At 57.9% G+C, this 17,147-nt stretch carries 11 protein-coding genes and 1 pseudogene; 4 read left to right on the top strand and 8 right to left on the bottom strand.

The features are described 5' to 3' along the window. Window positions 1-10: 10 nt before the first annotated feature. From GFS31_RS13140 to GFS31_RS13125, 4 genes and pseudogenes are all read right to left on the bottom strand, one after another. Window positions 11-858 (bottom strand): annotated as a pseudogene (locus GFS31_RS13140) (IS630 family transposase). 60 nt (window positions 859-918) lie between these two features. Then, window positions 919-1,281 (bottom strand): restriction endonuclease subunit S, encoded by a 363-nt coding sequence (locus GFS31_RS13135; RefSeq protein WP_198805248.1) that lies wholly within the window; start codon window positions 1,279-1,281, stop codon window positions 919-921. Window positions 1,282-2,017: 736 nt separating this feature from the next. Beyond that, window positions 2,018-2,326, bottom strand: a complete 309-nt coding sequence (locus tag GFS31_RS13130) for a GIY-YIG nuclease family protein (RefSeq protein ID WP_198805247.1) — start codon at window positions 2,324-2,326, stop codon at window positions 2,018-2,020. Between the two features lie 256 nt (window positions 2,327-2,582). After that, window positions 2,583-4,127, bottom strand: a complete 1,545-nt coding sequence (locus GFS31_RS13125; RefSeq protein ID WP_263974836.1) for a type I restriction-modification system subunit M — start codon at window positions 4,125-4,127, stop codon at window positions 2,583-2,585. 409 nt (window positions 4,128-4,536) lie between these two features. On the opposite strand from GFS31_RS13125, the gene GFS31_RS13120 reads away from it, so the two are divergent. Next, the gene (locus GFS31_RS13120) at window positions 4,537-4,941 is read left to right on the top strand and encodes a hypothetical protein (RefSeq protein WP_198805246.1); all 405 of its coding nucleotides are present in this window, start codon (window positions 4,537-4,539) and stop codon (window positions 4,939-4,941) included. 90 nt (window positions 4,942-5,031) lie between these two features. On the opposite strand, the gene GFS31_RS13115 is transcribed toward GFS31_RS13120, so the two are convergent. Further along, on the bottom strand, window positions 5,032-6,954 hold the full coding sequence (locus GFS31_RS13115) for an AAA family ATPase (protein ID WP_198805245.1): 1,923 nt from the start codon (window positions 6,952-6,954) through the stop codon (window positions 5,032-5,034). Window positions 6,955-7,283: 329 nt separating this feature from the next. On the opposite strand from GFS31_RS13115, the gene GFS31_RS13110 reads away from it, so the two are divergent. Continuing rightward, window positions 7,284-11,333 (top strand): hydantoinase B/oxoprolinase family protein, encoded by a 4,050-nt coding sequence (locus tag GFS31_RS13110; protein WP_198805244.1) that lies wholly within the window; start codon window positions 7,284-7,286, stop codon window positions 11,331-11,333. Here the strand turns inward: GFS31_RS13110 and GFS31_RS13105 are convergent. Further along, entirely contained in the window at window positions 11,312-11,980 is a 669-nt protein-coding gene (locus GFS31_RS13105; RefSeq protein ID WP_198805243.1) for a diacylglycerol/polyprenol kinase family protein, read from the bottom strand. The genes GFS31_RS13110 and GFS31_RS13105 overlap by 22 nt on opposite strands. A 210-nt stretch (window positions 11,981-12,190) precedes the next feature. On the opposite strand from GFS31_RS13105, the gene GFS31_RS13100 reads away from it, so the two are divergent. Then, on the top strand, window positions 12,191-12,538 hold the full coding sequence (locus tag GFS31_RS13100) for an ArsR/SmtB family transcription factor (RefSeq protein ID WP_198805242.1): 348 nt from the start codon (window positions 12,191-12,193) through the stop codon (window positions 12,536-12,538). A 211-nt stretch (window positions 12,539-12,749) separates the two neighbouring features. Beyond that, window positions 12,750-14,579, top strand: coding sequence for an AMIN domain-containing protein (locus tag GFS31_RS21290; RefSeq protein WP_198805241.1), 1,830 nt, complete (start codon window positions 12,750-12,752; stop codon window positions 14,577-14,579). Window positions 14,580-14,604: 25 nt separating this feature from the next. Here the strand turns inward: GFS31_RS21290 and GFS31_RS13090 are convergent, their stop codons facing one another. Then, window positions 14,605-15,996: an AAA-like domain-containing protein gene (locus GFS31_RS13090; RefSeq protein WP_198805240.1), complete on the bottom strand. Its 1,392-nt coding sequence runs from the start codon at window positions 15,994-15,996 to the stop codon at window positions 14,605-14,607. A 177-nt stretch (window positions 15,997-16,173) separates the two neighbouring features. Beyond that, window positions 16,174-17,145, bottom strand: coding sequence for a GDP-mannose 4,6-dehydratase (locus tag GFS31_RS13085; RefSeq protein WP_198805239.1), 972 nt, complete (start codon window positions 17,143-17,145; stop codon window positions 16,174-16,176). Window positions 17,146-17,147 lie beyond the last annotated feature (2 nt).

Genomic DNA, 17,147 nt, shown 5'->3' with positions numbered 1-17,147 from the left:
TAATGAGACATCAGGAAGCACAATAGTCTCGAATAATGTCATCCAGAGAAGTGCCGGGTTTCGCATACATTCTGGCTCTCTTTAAGGCACTAAAGTCATGCTCGATATCATTTAGGTCGGGAGAGTACTTCGGTAAAAATAAAATCTGATGCCCTGCCTCTTCTGCTAGTTCTTTAATCTTCGTCTTTCGATGGATGGGAGCATTATCTAGAATAAAAACTGAGGGGGTCGTGACGTTCGTCAACAAAAACAGACTAAACCATCCCTCAAATCCTTCAGCATCTAAGCTTCCGGTAAACAACATTGGGGCAATCAAGTCTTTTCTGCCTTTCCTCCGGGCCGCAATCAGATTCTCCTTCTTCCCTCGCTTGCCCTGGCGCTCTCCATAGATTTTCTTTCCCCGTTTCGACCAAGCGTACAGACAAGCCACGCCTTCCTCAAACCCACACTCATCAATATAGACCAGGCTTTTGACGCCATACACCTGAATCAATGCTCTCAGGGTTCGATAGTATTTCATGCGTTCTTCTGCATTTCGCTCTCGATACCTTAGTTCTTTTTTTTTCGGGTGATTTTCATTTTCTTGAAGACCTTAGAGAGCGCACTAATGCTCACCCCAAATTTCTGAGCCCGTTCCTTCAACGTGGCTTCTGGATTCTGCTCCACATCTTTGCGAAGAGCGTCCCAATCGAGTTTACGTTGGCGTCGGGTTACCTTGGTCGGGGCCAAGTCGACTCGATTTAACCAGCGATAGATTGTCGCACGACCGACTTGATAGGTTTTCGCCGCCTTCGAGATGCTGCCACCTCCTTCTACAAAGTCGATCACGCGCTTCCTTAAATCCAGACTGTAAGGCATCGTTTCTTCGTTCAACCATCACTCCGCTTATAAATAGCTTAAAAACGTCCCAGTCTAAAGTCAATCAACTATACTTTTAAACCACCAGAAGAGAAAACGCTCATTGACTTGATCAGGACGTTTAGGAATTATGCCGCGTAAGTCTTGATTGATGGCAGTATCCTGCGCCAAGAAACAAACCTTTCCCAGTCCAACACGAGTTGCAATAATAACATTGCCTTTTTGAATAATATTTGTTGAGCTATTCTTAACTGCTTCCTGGGTAATTTTATATTCGGTATTGGATATGACTTCATGCTTCATGTCCCGGACAGTTGCCCAAGGAATTGAACCACCATAGAAGTCATTGTTTCGTTTGGATGGAGTACCACCCCCAATAACTAAACAAACATCACCTAGAGACTTCAATTTCCAGTTATTCACAATATTCCCCCAATTCCAGCCAAAATCTCAGCACTTTCCGCATCCAGCGCCGCAATCACTGCTACTTCAGCAGAGACCGGGCTTCGACTTCGCTCAGCCCTCGTGGATCGCCCCATCCCCCCCGCTGGCTGAGCGCAGCCGAAGCCAAAACCCATCACAACATCCCCCCAATTCTCGACAAAATCTCTTCTGCATTCTCCGCATCCAGCGCCGCCATCACTGCTACCGCAGCAGAGACCGGGCTTCGACTTCGCTCAGCCCTCGTGGATCGCCCCATCCCCCCCGCTGGCTGAGCGCAGCCGAAACCAAAACCCATCACAACATCCCCCCCCATTCCAGCCAAAATCTCCGCACTTTCCGCATCCAGTGCCGCAATCACTGCTACTTCAGCAGAGACCGGGCTTCGACTTCGCTCAGCCCTCGTGGATCGCCCCATCCCCCCCGCTGGCTGAGCGCAGCCAAAGCCAAACCCACCCCATCAACCACCCCCCCCGCTGGCTGAGCGAAGCCGAAGCCAAAACCCATCACAACATCCCCCCAATTCTCGACAAAATCTCTTCTGCATTCTCCGCATCCAGCGCCGCCATCACTGCTACTTCAGCAGAGACCGGGCTTCGACTTCGCTCAGCCCTCGTGGATTGCCCCATCCCCCCCGCTGGCTGAGCACAGCCGAAACCAAATCTACCCCACCCCATCCCCCCGCTGGCTGAGCGAAGCCGAAGCCAAAACCCACCCATCAACCCCCAGCCTCCCCCAAATAATGCGTCGCATTTTGGCACTCCGCCAAAATATGCAACCGATCCCAATCGCTCTCCATCAGCGCTATTTTCTTTGCCCGACTCCATCCCTGCACCTGCTTCTCACGATAAAAAGCATCCGCTACCCGCTCAAATTCCTCCGCATAGACCAACTTCACAGGCAAGCGCTTTGCCGTATGATTGGCCCCCATACCGTTCTGGTGCTGCCATAGGCGATGGGGCAAATTCCTAGTGCTGCCCGTGTAAAAAGACCCATCGACGCATTCCAAAATGTACATATGAGGCATAGTTCACCTGTCCTTCATGCATCTTATACCGGGCTTCGACCTCGCTCAGCCCTCGTGGATCGTCCCAACCTGCTGGCTGAGCGCAGCCGAAGCCAAAACCCATCACAGTATTCCCCCAATTCCCGCCAAAATCTCAGCACTTTCCGCATCCAGCACCGCAATCACTGCTACTTCAGCAGAGACCGGGCTTCGACTTCGCTCAGCCCTCGTGGATCGTCCCAACCTGCTGGCTGAGCGCAGCCGAAGCCAAAACCCATCACAGTATTCCCCCAATTCCTGCCAAAATCTCAGCACTTTCCGCATCCAGCACCGCAATCTCATCCATGATTTCCTGCGGGTCGCGCAGGGGGGCTTCTTCTGGGGCGTTGGGGTTCTTTACCGATAGGTCAAAGGTTTCGGGGTCAACATCCTCCAAATCCACCAACCAAGACTTCTCCGTTTCCGCAAACGTCGCCTGAAGCTCCACAAACTCCTTCAGGTCATCATCATTTAGCGGGTTCGTTTTACCCATATTGCGGCCCGGATCAAGCTGGTAATACCAAATCTTTTTAGTGGCTACACCCTGAGCGGAGTCGAAGGGACCCTTCTCAAAAAACAGCACCACCGTCTTTACCCCCGCCCCAATAAACGTTCCACCGGGGCAGTCTAATACCGTATGCAAATTACAACTCGACAACAGCTCTCGCCGCAGGGCACGGGACGCATTATCCGAGTTCGACAGAAAGGTATTTTTAATCACCACCGCCCCTCTGCCGCCCTGCTTCAGCATTTTGATAAAGTGCTGCAAAAACAAAAACGCCGTTTCCCCCGTTTTAATCGGGAAATTTTGCTGTACCTCCTTCCGCTCCTTGCCCCCAAACGGCGGATTCGCCAGGATCACATCAAAGCGGTTCTTATCCTGAACATCGCTGATATTTTCCGCCAGGGTGTTGGTATGGATGATGTTCGGCGCATCAATGCCGTGCAGAATTAAGTTCATAATGCTGATCACAAAGGCCAGCGGCTTCTTTTCCTTGCCAAACAGCGTTTGGGTCTGCAATACCTCAAGCTGCTGCGTGGTCAGTTGGCCCCGGCGTAGGTACTCATAGGCTTCGCACAAAAAACCCGCCGACCCACAGGCCCCGTCGTAAATGGTCTCCCCCAGTTGGGGCTTCACCACCTGAATCATGGCCCGAATCAACGGACGCGGCGTGTAATACTCCCCGCCATTGCGGCCCGCATTGCCCATATTTTTGATTTTGGCCTCATACAAATAGGAAAGCTCGTGCTTTTCCTCCTGAGACCCAAACCGCAGTTCGTCGATATATTCCAGCGCATCCCGCAGGCTGTAGCCACTCGTAAACTTGTTTTTGATCTCCCCAAAGATTTCGCCAATCTTGTATTCAATGGTGTTGGGGCTGCTGGCCCGCTGCTTAAACCCTTGCAGGTAGGGAAATAGCTGGGTATTCACAAACTCAATCAGGTCAGGGCCGATCAGCGCCCTATCGTGATCAAACTCACCCGCCGCCGTCTTGGGGGCCGCCCAGCTCGACCAGCGGTAGGGTTCCTCCAGCAAAAAGTCGTAGGGCTTGCCGACCAGCTCCGCTTCAATCGCCCGCTCATACTCCAGATCATTCAGATACTTCAGAAACAGCAGCCACGAGGTTTGCTCGGTGTAGTCTAGCTCCGTGGTGCAACCCGCCTCCTTCCAGAGCACATCGTCAATATTTCTGAAGGTTTGCTCAAACATAGAATCGCGCCCGACGGGAAAGATACTGCGCCCCCTGGCTGCTCCCATCAGGGCATCTAGCCAGGAAGGCATTCACCATTGTTGCCCAGAAGTCGCCCAAATCGGCCATCCAATCGCGCCCGCTACCGGAAACAGAGCATCCAACACCGCCTGCGGCTGATTTCCTGTATCGAGAGTGCTCCTAGCCCGATCCCGTTCTAGAATCCCGTTCTAGTACGGCCAGGGTGGTACGGTCTGGGGTCTGCCGATCAGGACGGTTAGTTGGCAGGTGCTGAGAGACGCTAGCAGGATTTGGGCTATCTTGCTTGATGGCCTAGCTTCATACAGGCAGCGGCATTTGTGAAGTTTTGTTTGAAATGAGGCTGGGCGTGCGAACTGCTTTCCATAGCCTGGGTATCCCAATAAGAGGTCTGAAAGGTCACTTACACCTAGCATTTGGCCCTTCGCCTTCTGATCATTACCCGATTGAGGATGTAACGCCGTGTCTCTACTGTCCACCCTGCCTTTTAGTCGTCGGTTTTGCGGTGCCCTGAGCCTGGGGCTGTTGGCCGCTGCTTCCCTGGTGTTGCCCGTGCAGGCCCAAGCCGACAACTGCAACGCCCCCAGCCGCTACGACACCCAACCCCAAGCCATCGACTTTGACGACGATGACTTTCCGGCGGTGATTGTGGGCAATTCGGCCTGCCGGGTGTACCTCTACAACTTGTCGAGCAACGGCAACTTGGTCAAGGGCAGCAGCTACGGCCTGGTGGGCGATGTGGTGCGGCTGCGGGGCGTCATCTACCTATTCAATGGAGATGAAACCGAAACCTTCGTGCGGGTCTACTTCCCTGGGTCTAACACCACCGCTTGGCTGCATGGCAATAGCGTTGCCATTGTGGATTAGGCCATCGTGGGCTAGATCGCGGCTTTGGTCACGGATATCAGCGATAGGCCATATTCGCTGATATCCAATGATTTTCCGACGCTACAGGCGTTATCCTCGACTGGCCACAGAATCCCGCTGGCTGAGGATGGCCTGGTGGGCGTTTTCCCAGTGCTGGGCGGTGATGCGGATTTGGCTGGGGTCGGTCATGGCCTGGGCGCGGTATTCGCGGACGGCTTCGAGGGCCGCTTGGTTGCTCAGCAGGGCCAAATCTGCGCCGTTCCAGCCATCGGTGAGGATGGCCCAGTGGGGCAGGTCTACGTCCGCTAGGGGTCGGCTTTGGTTGTGGACTTCCAGAATCGCCAGTCGTCCGGCGGCATCGGGCAGGCTAATTTCGAGCTGAAGGTCGATGCGTCCGGCCCGGAGGATGGCGGGGTCGAGGGCGTTGGGGCGGTTGGTGGCTCCAATCATCAGCACGTTGCGGCAGTCTTGCAGGCCGTCCAGTTCCGTCAGCAGTTGGCCCACCACGCGATCACTGACGCCGGAATCGCCCATGTATTGGCCACGGGCGGGCACCAGGGTATCAATTTCGTCGATGAACACCACGCAGGGGGCGGCTTGGCGGGCCTTGGCAAAGAGTTCCCGCACCGCCTGTTCAGCAGCGCCAACCCAGCGGCTCAGCAGTTCTGGGCCATTGACGGCAATGAAGTTGGCCCTAGCTTGGGCTGCAACAGCCTTGGCTAGCAAGGTTTTGCCCGTGCCCGGTGGCCCCCACAGCAGCAGCCCTCGCGGAGCCTTAGCCCCCGTTTGCTCATACAGTTCGGGGTAGAGCAGCGCCCCTTCCACCGATTCTTGCAGGGTTTGCTTCACGGCTTCCAATCCGCCGATGTCGTCCCAGGCGATGGCGGGAGATTCCACCTCCACCGACCGCAGCACCGAGGGCTTGATTTCCTTGAGGGCCTGGGCGAAGTCCTCTGGGCAGAGGGTCATGGTGTCGGGCACGGGGGCGCTGAGGTTGGGCACCTGACGACGCAGGGCCAGGTAGGCGGCTTTTTGGCACAGGGCTTTGAGGTCGGCCCCGACCAAACCCACCGCTTGATCGGCAATGGTTTCTAGGTCAACCCCATCCAGGGGCATTTCACGGGTTTGAATCCGCAGAATTTCTAGACGGCCTTGACGGTCGGGAACGCGGAACTGCACCTCACGGTCAAAGCGTCCGGGGCGGCGCAGGGCGGGGTCGAGGTGGTCGGGCCGATTGGTGGCGGCTAGCACCAGCACCCCCTGGGTTTGGGCAAAGCCGTCCATGAGTCCGAGTAACGTGGCAACTAGGCGCTTTTCCACTTCCCCTTCCACCTTGCTGCGGTCGGGGGCGAGGCTGTCGATTTCGTCGATGAAAATCAGACAGGGAGCCGCTTTTTTGGCTTTTTCAAAGATGCCGCGTAGGCGTTGTTCGGCCTCCCCGTAGTATTTGCCCATCACCTCCGGCCCCACAATGGCGATGTAGTTCACCCCCAAATCCTCGGCGAGGGAGCGGGCGGTGAGGGTTTTTCCGGTGCCGGGGGGGCCAACCATCAGCACCCCACGGGTGGGTTCTAGGCCCAGCTTAGCCAGCACATCGGGCCGCTTGAGGGGAATTTCCACCAGTTCCCGCAGTTCCCGCAGGGTATCGGCCAAACCCCCAACGGATTGCAGGGTGGGCAGTTCGGGCGAATCGTCCGAGGGTGAAGCGGTGGCGGTAGGCGTATCGGGGGACGAGGGAGACGAGGGAGACGTAGCCGAGGGATCTGCCGGGGCTGGATTGCGGCTAGGCGGCGGGGTGATAATCACGTCCTCCACCGGGTCGGAGCTTACCCCCGCTCCCGGACGCCCCATGCGACTAACGCCGATATCGGGAATGTTGCCCTGGCGGGGAATGCTGCTGAGGCCACGGGCGTTGATCTGCACATTGGTTTTTAGTTCGCCGCTTTCGGCCTTTTCCTCTAGGGTTTTGGCCAGTTCCAGCAGTTGTTCAAAGCCTTTAAAGAAGTCATTCATAGGGCATTTCCAGGCAAACGGCAGCAATGGCGGACAGCAGATCCCAAGGCTAGAGTTCACCGATCCCCGTCCCTACCCTCCAGCGTAGCCACAAAACGTTATATAGAGACGATGGGGACGGAAATCTCAGGCAAACGACCGCATCGCGCAACTGAGATCCCCTTGGGTTCGTGCCCTTTGCATAAGCGGGCGGGGAGACCTCGCCCCTAGGGTGTTTTGGGTTAGGACTTGGTATTCCAAGGGCGAACACCCCCCAACCTTCACCCATTCCATCGACTCCCCCAACTCAATAGAATGAAGAGCCTACCGACAACTTGGCAGAGGTCTGAATGGACGTCCTAGCTTCTCCCCAGCGCTGGCAGTTTTGGATTGACCGAGGTGGCACCTTTACCGACATTGTGGCCCGCCGCCCCGATGGAACCTTGGTCGTTCACAAGCTGCTGTCGGAAAATCCCGACCGCTATGCCGATGCGCCGATTCAAGGCATTCGCAATCTGTTGGGGCTCAGTCCCGCAGAACCCATCCCCGCCGAAGCCATCGAAGCGGTGAAAATGGGCACTACCGTGGCCACCAATGCCCTGCTAGAACGCAAGGGAGATCGGGTGTTGCTGCTGATTACCGAGGGTTTCCGCGATGCCCTACGGATTGGCTACCAAAATCGACCCGACATTTTCGCCCGCCACATCCAACTCCCCGAAATGCTCTACGAACGGGTGGTGGAGGTGCAGGAGCGAATCAGCGCCCAAGGGGAAATCCTGACGCCGCTCACCCCGTCCGAAGAAGATCGCCTACGCCAGGAGCTTCAGGGTGCCTACGCCAGCGGCATTCGTTCCTGCGCGATTGTCCTCATGCATGGCTACCGCTATCCCACCCATGAGCAACGGTTGGGTGAAATCGCCCGTGCGGTCGGCTTTACCCAGGTTTCCCTGTCTCATCAAGTTAGTCCGCTCATCAAACTGATCAGCCGAGGGGATACCACCGTCGTAGACGCCTACCTGTCGCCCATTTTGCGGCGGTATGTGGAGCGGGTGGCGGGACAGTTGCAGGCGGATGCCCCGGAGGCCCTCACCCCTAGCCCCTCTCCCACGAGGAGAGGGGGACAGGAGTTGGATAAGCCCGCCTCCCGCCTCCCGCCTCCCGATTCACGACTCCCGATTCACGACTCCCGATTCCTAAGTCCTACGGGCGAGGAGACCTCACCCCTACCCGACTCCCGATTCCCCCGCATCATGTTCATGCAATCCAACGGCGGATTGACCGATGCGGATTTTTTTCAGGGCAAGGACAGCATTCTTTCTGGGCCTGCGGGGGGCATTGTGGGGGCGGTGCAAACCAGTGGGCAGGCGGGTTACGACCGCATCATCGGCTTTGATATGGGCGGCACCTCCACGGATGTGTCCCACTATCGGGGTGAGTATGAGCGCACCTTGGAAACCGAGGTGGCGGGGGTGCGGCTGCGGGCTCCGATGATGGCGATTCATACCGTGGCGGCGGGGGGCGGCTCGATTGTGAGTTTCGACGGTAGCCGTTATCGGGTGGGGCCAGAGTCGGCGGGGGCGTATCCGGGGCCAGCCTGCTATCGCCACGGGGGGCCGCTGGCAGTGACGGACTGCAATGTGATGGTGGGCAAACTTCAGCCGGAGTTTTTCCCCCAGGTCTTCGGCCCTGCGGGGAATTTGCCCTTGGATGCGGACATGGTGCGGCAAACGTTCACCGCCTTGGCCGAGGACATCCACGCCCAAACGGGGGACAGCCGTAGCCCCGAACAGGTCGCCGCAGGGTTTCTGGCCATTGCGGTGGAAAAAATGGCCAACGCCATCAAAAAAATCTCGGTGCAGCGGGGCTACGACCTGGCCGATTACGTCCTCTGCTGCTTTGGCGGAGCCGGAGGACAACACGCCTGCCTGATTGCCGAAGCGCTGGGCATGACCGAGGTGTTCATCCATCCCTATGCCGGGGTGCTGTCGGCCTATGGCATGGGCTTGGCGGATGTGCGGTCGCTCCACGAACAATCGGTAGAACGACCCCTGAGTGAAGAGACATTACCCGAAATTCAACGAGTGCTGAAGTCCTTGGCAGATCGGGGACTTGAGGAGTTAGCCCAGCAGGGGTTTGAGTCCCTCGCGCCCCAGTCCTTGGCAGCCCTCACCCCTAGCCCCTCTCCCATGGGGAGAGGGGGACAAGAGTTGGAGAGGACTGATTCGGAATTTCCGACTCCCGACTCCCGATTCCCGATTCCCGACTCACCTCAACTCCTGCCCCGCCTGTTGTTGAAATACGAGGGCACAGATTCCACTCTGGCGCTGGATTTTGGCAGCGTTGCGGAGATGACGGCACAGTTCACAACGTTGCATCGGCAGCGATATGGGTTTGCCCAGGAAGACAAGCGCCTGATCGTCGATACGGCCACGGTTGAGGTGATCGGCCACACCCACAGCCCAGCAGAACCGGAGTTATCTAAGCCCCGTACCACGCCCTTGGTTCCCAAAACCACTGTCTCGGTTTACACCGCCGATACTTGGCACGATACGCCCGTTTATCACCGGGATGATCTCTGTCCTGGGGATGTGATTTCTGGCCCTGCGTTGATTATTGAACCGACGGGAACCAATGTGGTTGAACCTCATTGGCAAGCGACTTTTACGGCTAAGGGACATTTGATTTTGAAGGCGGAAGGGAAGGAAATTCAAAATTCAAAATTCAACGTGCAAAAAGGCGAGAATTTCACAGAGAACACTCCCGAATCCCGACTCTCGAATCCCGACTCCCCAATCTCTCCCGATCCCGTTTTGTTAGAAATCTTTAACAACCTCTTCCGAGCAGTGGCGGAAGAAATGGGGGTGACGCTGCAAAATACTAGCTATTCGGTGAATATTAAAGAACGATTGGATTTTTCCTGTGCGGTATTCGACCAACAGGGTCAACTTGTGGCCAATGCACCCCATATTCCTGTTCACTTGGGTTCTATGGGTGAAAGTGTGCGGAGTTTGATTGAGGCTAAAGGCAAAGATCTCAAACCTGGGGATGTTTACCTGCAAAATAATCCCTACAACGGCGGCACTCACTTACCAGATATCACCGTCATCACCCCGGTTTTTCTAGATTCTCCGACTCCTGATCCTCAACTTTCAGGGGCGAGAAGACCTCGCCCCTACCCAACTCCCGACTCCCGACTTCCCCAGTTCTACGTCGCTTCCCGTGGACACCATGCGGATATTGGCGGAATTACCCCCGGTTCTATGCCGCCGGATAGCACCTCCATTGAGGAAGAAGGGGTGTTGTTGGATAGTGTTCAGCTTGTGGATCAGGGTCGCTTTTTGGAGGAAGAATTACGGGAAATCCTCACCACAGCGGCCTATCCTGTGCGAAATGTGGTGCAAAATATTGCGGATCTTCAGGCTCAGATTGCGGCGAATGAAAAGGGTGTACAGGAACTCCAAAAACTGGTGAATCGCTATGACCTTGCCACAGTTAAAACCTATATGCAGCACGTTCAAGATAATGCTGAAGAATGTGTGCGGCGGGTGATTGATCGGCTTCAGGATGGTCAGTTCTCTTATTTGATGGATGACGGTAGTCAGATTGTGGTGCGGGTATCGGTGAATCGTGCCCAGCGTTGCGCCCAGATTGATTTTTCGGGGACTTCTTCGCAACGGCCCAACAATTTTAATGCGCCCTTGGCGGTGACAAAGGCGGCGGTGCTGTATGTGTTCAGAACCCTGGTGGAGGATGACATTCCCCTCAATGCGGGCTGTCTGAAACCGTTGGAAATCCTCGTCCCAGCCGGGTCGATGCTGAATCCGACCTATCCGGCGGCGGTGGTGGCGGGCAATGTGGAGGTGTCGCAGGCGGTGACGGATGCGCTCTATGGGGCGTTGGGGGCGATGGCGGCTTCCCAGGGCACCATGAACAACCTCACCTTTGGCAATGCCCAGTATCAGTACTATGAAACCCTCTGCGGCGGATCGGGGGCTGGGCCGGGGTTTGCGGGCACCGATGCCGTCCACACCCACATGACCAACTCGCGCCTCACCGACCCGGAGGTGCTGGAATGGCGGTTTCCGGTGCGGCTGCGGCAGTTTGCCATTCGGCCCCACAGCGGCGGGGCCGGGGAATATCCCGGCGGCAATGGCATGATTCGGCAGATTGAATTTCAAGAACCGATGACGGCGGCGATTCTCTCTAATCACCGTAAAGTGCCGCCCTTTGGTCTGGCAGGGGGCGAACCGGGGCAGGTGGGTGAAAATACCGTGATTCGCGCCGATGGAACGGTGGAAACCCTACCGGGACAGGCCACGGTGGCGATGGAACCGGGCGACCAACTGTGCATTGCCACACCGGGGGGCGGCGGTTTTGGTCATAGGCCCATTAACCCATAGGCCAGCACCGCACTCCCCAGGGGCACTGTGAGGTTATCCAACCCGTAGAACGACAGAGTTTCTAGCAGGGTGGCGGACAGGGCGACGAGGATGGCCGTGGTGACAACCGATGCGGTAAACCCGGCACTGACGCCGAGCACGAGCAGGCAGACCACCCCACTGGCCACCAGCATGGTGAGACTGCCTTCCCAGCTCTTTTTGCTGCCCAACACCTGGTAGGGGTGGCGGCCAAAGTTTTGCCCCACCAAGGCCGCGAGACCATCGCCCCAGGTCATCACCAGAATGCCGAGGGCGGCGTATTGGGGCTGTCCGCTGGGCCAAAAGGCAGCGGTGAGCAGGCCAATGCTGGCGGCATAGAAAAAGGTGCCCAGGCTGTGACGGCCCACGCCGTTGATTCCCGGCAAAATGGGATAGCGGTAGGACAGCAGCGCCACCCCACTAAACAGCGCCGACGCCACAATTCCCATCCAGGTGGGGGTTTGCAGCCACCAGGCCAGCACAATGACCTGCCCTGCCCCAATGTGAACAATTTTGCGAGTCACTTCAGGATTGGCGGAGGTAAACCGTCGCACCGCCTCGGCGGCCCCGCCCACCAGCCCCAGCCAGGTCAGCACAATGCCAATTTGGGTTAGGGCAGTCAGCAACATGGCAGGGCACTCAGTACAGCAGCAGGAGGTTTCTAGACCTTACCAAACTTAGCGACGGGAGCGCTTTACACCTTGAGGCTAGAAATAGACCGTGCCTCATTTTCCGCCCTGGGTGCGCCTGCGTAGAGGGCGCATTGCCCCGGCCCCATTTACGACAGGGCGTTAGTTGTTAAGATGGGTTAAATTCCTTCTAGCTGGCCAAAAAGAACTGTGGTTGATACCGTTCCACCCGAAGTGGTACAGCAGGTAGCTGAATACTTCAGCGTCCTGAGCGAGCCCATGCGTTTGCGCATTCTCAACCTGCTGCGCGACGGGGAAAAGTGCGTGCAAGAACTGGTAGACGCCACCCAAACCAGTCAGGCCAATGTGTCTAAACACTTGAAGGTGATGCTGCAAGCAGGCATCCTCAACCGCCGCACCGAGGGTACCTCCGCCTACTACAGTGTGGCCGATGACTTGATTTTTGACCTCTGTGGCATGGTCTGTGATCGCATTGCCTCTCGGATTGAGGAGCAGGCCAAGCAGTTCCGAAACTTTAGTTTGGCGGGGCGGCAATAGGGGGTTCTAGGGCACCCCAAGCCAGCCATGGGCAAAATCAACCCCTGTGGGGCTTGCTTTTTTAGAAATTGTGCGTATTCTTAGTTAGGTTTTTCGGGGATCGGTCTGCCGAGGGCCAAGGTGAGCAAGGGCGAAGAGCAGCGTCTTGCGGACAGCCTGGGCCAATTTCCCCCTTGCCGTTAGCCTAACGTAGGGTTTTGAGGACGCACCGATGCAATGGTTTACTCCGTCCCGCTTGAGTTCTGCCGTCGTGCCTGGGGTTGCCCTAGCGGCACTGGTGGCCTACTGTCCGGCGGTGCGGGCAGAGAGCTTAGTCGATTGGCAATTTGACCCAGCAACCCAACAGTTGACCCTCATCCTGCCAGCGGGGACAGTGCCGCAATCCACGGTAACGCCGACCTCGGATCGCCTGGTGATCACCCTGGCCAATACGCAACTGGGGACGGTTGCTACCACCGCCACCTACGATGGCCCCATCCAACGGATCCAACTGCTGCCTAGGGATAATGCGGTGGACATTGTGCTGGTGCTAGCCCCAGGGGTGGCCCTAGAAGCTGATCCGGGGCAACTGGTGGCGGTGGAAGCGGCGGGGCAAACCCGCTGGGTGTATGCGCCCCAACTTGCCCCGGTGGCCCAGGCTAGCGAGGCTCCCCCTGCCATGATTGTGGAATTGCCGCCGCTCCCCGCTGACCCCAACCTCAACTGGCCCTACACCGGGGTAGGACGGCTCAGCATCTCGGCAGCGAACCTGATGCGGCCTGCCAATTTGGACGCCTTCAACACCCTGCCGGAAACCCTGGCCATCGATCCCTTTAACCTGGGCCTGCCCACGGTGACGGAGCAGGTGTCGGTGCCCAGCTTAGAAGAGCTGGATGCGGCGGTGGGCGTGGCCATTGCTAACCCGGCGGTCACTCCAGCCCCAACGGTGGCCCCAGCCCAGCCCGTTGCCCAGGTGCCTGCGCCCACGGCAACCCCAGCCCCTAGCCCAGACGCCCCACCGACCGCGAGCCTGCCCCCGCTGCCGACCTCCGCCCCATCGACCGTTCAACCCCAGATCCTTCCCCCCACCCCCGATCCGGCAACCCTGAATCCTGCCGCCATCGATCAAGACAATGGCGGTCAGGCCATTGCGGTGAACCCCGTGCCCACAGCGGCCATCACCACCCCACCGCCCTCAGCGGCTCCGGGGCCTAGCCCCACTCCCAGCCCCAGCCTGCCCTCAGCGCCCCAAAATCCACCCTTTTTGACGGTGCCGCCCCCCAGCCGCCCCGATGCCGTTGCCAGCGAGACCGTTCCCCCCGCCCCCGCAACGACCGTTCTCACCGTGCCCACCCCTCCCACCGCCGCCGCTGGAGTCGTGATTCCGCCCAGCGTAGAGCCAATCCCCGTGGCCGTAGGCCCTGACGCGGCGCTTTCCTTTGGACAGCCGCTGCCCGGTAGCCTGTCGCCGGGGGCCGTGCCGCCGGGGCCAGATCGGCGCTTGGCCCCAGATACCCTCATTGCCGCTGGCAGCATTTTAGAGTTGCGCTACACCGGGCCTTCCTCCCTGGCGCTCGATCCGGGCACTGTTCACCAAGAAGTGCTGGTGCTGGAGACGGAAATCCGCGATCCCATGACTAACGGCCTTGTGGCCCCGGCAGGCAGTCAGCTCATCGGCCAGTTTCGGCCCAGCGGCGACGGCCACCAGTGGGTCAGCCAAATGCTGATTGCGCCCAACGGCCAGCGGGTTCCCTTTGCCAGCACCTCCGACTATGTTTACAACTCGCCCCAAGTGAGCGGCGGCACCTTGGCCTTGGGCGCTGGGCTGGGGGCGTTGGCCCTCACCCTGCTGACGGGCTTTGGCGGCATTGGCCTACTGGGGGGAGCCCTGATTGGGGCCACCACGGCGGTGGGCACCGCCCCGCAACTGCTGGTGATCGAGCCCAACCAGGTGATCTATGCCGAGGTGATGCAGGATGTTTACCGCGTCATGCCCATTGCTACCATGCCCGCCGAAACCCAGGAATGGGGAGCCCTACCCGGTACCTGGCAGGTTCCCTAGGGGGCGAAGGCTCCGCAGGCCACCCCTAGGAGGCCACAGCCGCTACTTCCTCTAGGAGGTAAGCGGCGAAGAATTGGCGGTAGATATCGCCTAGGGGATACACCAGCCCATCATCGACCCGCACCAAACCGAGGCTCATCAGTTGATGGAGGGCCAGCCCTTCCACTCGCACCCCCCGTCCTGTCACCACCCGCCGCAGGGCCATTCTGGCCTTGGGATAGTGCTGGAGACGGGCCAGACGCTCTTGGAGGTGGGGCCAAAAAAGGCTGTCTGGGGTAGCCGCTGTGGCGACAATATCCAGCAAGCTTTGCCGCCCTTGTTGGACGGCATAGCAACTGAGGTGGGCGAGGTAGGGATGGCCACCAATGAGCTCATAGAGGTCAGCGGCGACAGAGCGCTGGCTGGCATCGTGGAAGGCTTCAATCTGGTAACGATGGCCCAGGGCCACAAACTGATCAAGGCTGAGGGGTGGCAACCCCAGAGATCGGCCCAGGTTCATGGGCGCAACGCTCGATAGTAGGGGCTGGGGAGTGGGCTGGGTAAAGGCGGTGGGGCTATCGGTGGCGTAGACCAAAACCAGGCGCAGCCGCTCCCATAGGGGAGTGCCCTGGGCCTGTTCGTGCCACAGCCGCAGCATCGACAGCAAATCCTGGGCCACCGACGCTTGCCCTAGGCCAACTTCTAGGGCATGGATAGCCAGCACCACCGGGGTTTCGGTGGGCTCTAGCACCACCCGCTGGAGGTAGCGGCCACAGTTCACCTTTACCCCCAGACGCGGATCCCAGGGAATCTCGTCCTCCGTGGCCAAGCCCAGTTCCTCAGCAATGCGATGGCAGAGCCAGGGCAGTAGTAAATCGGCCCGCCGTAACATGCGCCCATCGGCCTCCTGGAGATCGAGCAAACAGGCGCGGTACTGCTGGCTTTGGGCATAGGCCATCAGTTGTCGCAGTAGCGAGGTTTTGCCGTAGCGGTGGGGAGCGTGGATGCAGAGCAAACAACCGGGCTGATCAATTTCAGCAAAGGCGATGGCCTCGGCGGGGGGGCGATGGATGTAGAGCGAGGAATCTGACGGTAACGGCCCCGATGGAAACCGATGGGTGGTCGATGGCAGCGGTTGCGTCTGGGCCGCTAGGGCTGTCTCCTCCACTGAGCAGGCTTCATCCTCCTGTTCTTGAAACTTTTGTTGGAGGATCAGGCGCAGATTTTTCTTTGTTATCGTGATCTCAAAATAATTGGATAGCTCATTCCAAAGTTTGGCTCCAATTTGCTTTAAATATTCTTCCCCGTATCCCGATTGTTTCGCCATCGCGCTATAGCGGCGACCTTCCCAGGACGCCACCAAAATCGTAGATTCTAGATGGGTTAGGGGGCGGTTTAGAAGGTGCTGAACCTGATTGACCGGGAAAGTGTCAGACATTAGGCGCAATCATCAATAACAAAGTTTCAGGGAAATCGGAGGTAAACGTGGGTGTAACCATTTTTACTCTAATCTTCGATCCTAAGTCAGAAAGATAAGGGATCGATAAGCCCACGGCCCCTACCCTAGGGTAGATGCGGCCCTGTCCAGACTTGCCAATCTTGGATTTTATGCTCCCTAGGGGGCAAGCAGGCGCAGATCGTGATCGACCATTTCGGCAATGGTGTCGGGCAGGGGCTTGGTGGGTTGCCAGCCCAGGGTTTGGCGAATTTTGCGGGCATCGCCGCAGAGGGGCACCTCCTCGGCGGGGCGATAGAAGCGGGGATCCACCTCCACATAGTCGCGATAGTTGAGACCCAGGTGGCTAAAGGCGATATCCACAAATTCCTCCACGGAATGGTTGACTCCCGTGGCTAGCACGTAGTCGTCGGGGGTGGGGTGTTGCAGCATTTGCCACATGGCCTGCACATATTCTGGCGCATAGCCCCAGTCGCGTAGGGCATCGAGGTTACCGAGGTAGAGTTTATCCGCTAAACCCAGTTTAATTCGTGCGGCCTGGGCAGTAATTTTGCGGGTGACAAACTTGAAATCGCGGCGGGGAGATTCGTGGTTGTACAAAATGCCTGTGCAGGCAAATAGGCCATACTGGGCGCGATAGTTCCGCACCAGGTGGTAGCTGGCCAGTTTGGCAATGCCGTAGATAGATCGAGGGTTGAAGGGGGTGTCTTCGGTTTGGGGAGCCGCTGCCACGGTGCCAAACATTTCGCTGGAGCCCGCAAAAAAGATCCGACAGTCGGGGTTGGCTTCCTTGAGGGAAGACAGCAGCGCATGGGTGCCGCTGAAGTTGGTATGCAGGATAGAGGATTCGTCCTCAAAGGCGTAGCTGACAAAGCTGGAAGCGGCCAGGTGGTAGCACTCGTCGGGCTGCACCTTGGTGATCACTTTGTACAGGGACAGATCGTTATCCAAGGCCGCTGCATGGAAGGTAATCTGATTCCGCACCGCCTTGAGGTTGGCCAATTTGCGAGACGCATCCTCAATCGCCTCCCGCCGCACCAGGCCATGCACCTCGTAGCCCTTGGTCAGCAGCAGCTCCGCCAAATAGGAGCCGTCTTGCCCAGAAATGCCCGTAATCAGTGCCCGCTTCATCG

The sequence above is a fragment of the Leptolyngbya sp. BL0902 genome, assembly GCF_016403105.1.
In the GTDB taxonomy this organism is placed as follows: domain Bacteria; phylum Cyanobacteriota; class Cyanobacteriia; order Phormidesmidales; family Phormidesmidaceae; genus Nodosilinea.
This window is presented reverse-complemented; position numbering and strand designations above follow the sequence as displayed.

Bases quoted from the DNA above. Each gene is read 5' to 3' on its own strand.
- GFS31_RS13130 (WP_198805247.1), bottom strand. From the start codon at position 2,326: ATGCCTCATATGTACATTTTGGAATGCGTCGATGGGTCTTTTTACACG.
- GFS31_RS13125 (WP_263974836.1), bottom strand. From the start codon at position 4,127: ATGCCTTCCTGGCTAGATGCCCTGATGGGAGCAGCCAGGGGGCGCAGT.
- GFS31_RS13115 (WP_198805245.1), bottom strand. From the start codon at position 6,954: ATGAATGACTTCTTTAAAGGCTTTGAACAACTGCTGGAACTGGCCAAA.
- GFS31_RS13110 (WP_198805244.1), top strand. From the start codon at position 7,284: ATGGACGTCCTAGCTTCTCCCCAGCGCTGGCAGTTTTGGATTGACCGA.
- GFS31_RS13105 (WP_198805243.1), bottom strand. From the start codon at position 11,980: ATGTTGCTGACTGCCCTAACCCAAATTGGCATTGTGCTGACCTGGCTG.
- GFS31_RS21290 (WP_198805241.1), top strand. From the start codon at position 12,750: ATGCAATGGTTTACTCCGTCCCGCTTGAGTTCTGCCGTCGTGCCTGGG.
- GFS31_RS13090 (WP_198805240.1), bottom strand. From the start codon at position 15,996: ATGTCTGACACTTTCCCGGTCAATCAGGTTCAGCACCTTCTAAACCGC.
- GFS31_RS13085 (WP_198805239.1), bottom strand. From the start codon at position 17,145: ATGAAGCGGGCACTGATTACGGGCATTTCTGGGCAAGACGGCTCCTAT.